General features: G+C 65.7%; 1 protein-coding gene. It reads right to left on the bottom strand.

Features of this window, described 5'->3' with window-relative positions; genetic code table 11:
- The coding region (locus GS4_RS24620) for a DUF222 domain-containing protein (protein WP_007625832.1) at positions 1 to 715 on the bottom strand (715 nt) is incomplete at its 3' end.
- Between the last annotated feature and the right edge of the window lie 134 nt (positions 716 to 849).

Raw genomic sequence — 849 nt, 5'->3', positions numbered from 1 at the left:
GGGCGGCGACGCGGCGTTGTCCCGGGGTGCGGGGGTCGTGGCGGCAGATTCGGGCGGTGATGAGTGCGGTGATCTTCTTGCGGAGGTGCAGGCCGTGTTCGGCGGGGACGCAGGCGTCGATGCTGGCGTGTCCGTGTGCGTCTGCGGTGATGACGACGTCGTGGTTGCGGTCGGCGAATTCGTCGCGTGTCTGGGCGGCGTGGTCGGGGTCGAGGTCGATGACCAGTGCTTCGAGATGTTCACGCAGCATCGGGTCGGTGATGGGGCGCTGAGCGAGATCGGCGGCGGTGTGTTCGGCGTGGGAGCGGTGGGTGTCGTCGGTGATCTGAGTGAGGGTGTGGGCGATGATCGAGACGCGGGAGAAGCTGTAGTCGCCGTCGAGGAAGTGTCGGCGGATGGTGGGCAGTGCGAGGAGCAGTTGTCCGACTTCGGCCCAGCGTCCGGCCATGGTTTTCGATACCCCGAATTGCAGTGAGATCTCCCCGACGGCGGCTTTTTCGGCGGCGTTACCGATGCCGGGGTGGATGGGGTGGTCGGGGTCGGGGGTGAGCATGTGGTTGAACATGGCTGCGCCGACGCGGTGGGCGAGCAAGATCTTGCGGGCGGCGGCCCGACGTTCGAGGCGTTGCGCGGTGCGCCCGGCATCGGCCAGTTCTGATTCCGGGCATGCGGTCAGGGTGAGCTGATCGGCATCGGGATCGGAGTAGCAGAACACGGGGCGCACCTTCGGCGTGAGAACGACTGGGAGTCATCATCATCTGTGTGACCCAACAGTCGGGGCCCCGTCATCAACTGATCTGTCGACCACTCTATGACAGGGCACCGACAAGAATCGTTCTCACGCCGAGC

The sequence above is a fragment of the Gordonia soli NBRC 108243 genome (genome assembly GCF_000334455.1).
GTDB lineage: Bacteria > Actinomycetota > Actinomycetes > Mycobacteriales > Mycobacteriaceae > Gordonia > Gordonia soli.
This window is presented reverse-complemented; position numbering and strand designations above follow the sequence as displayed.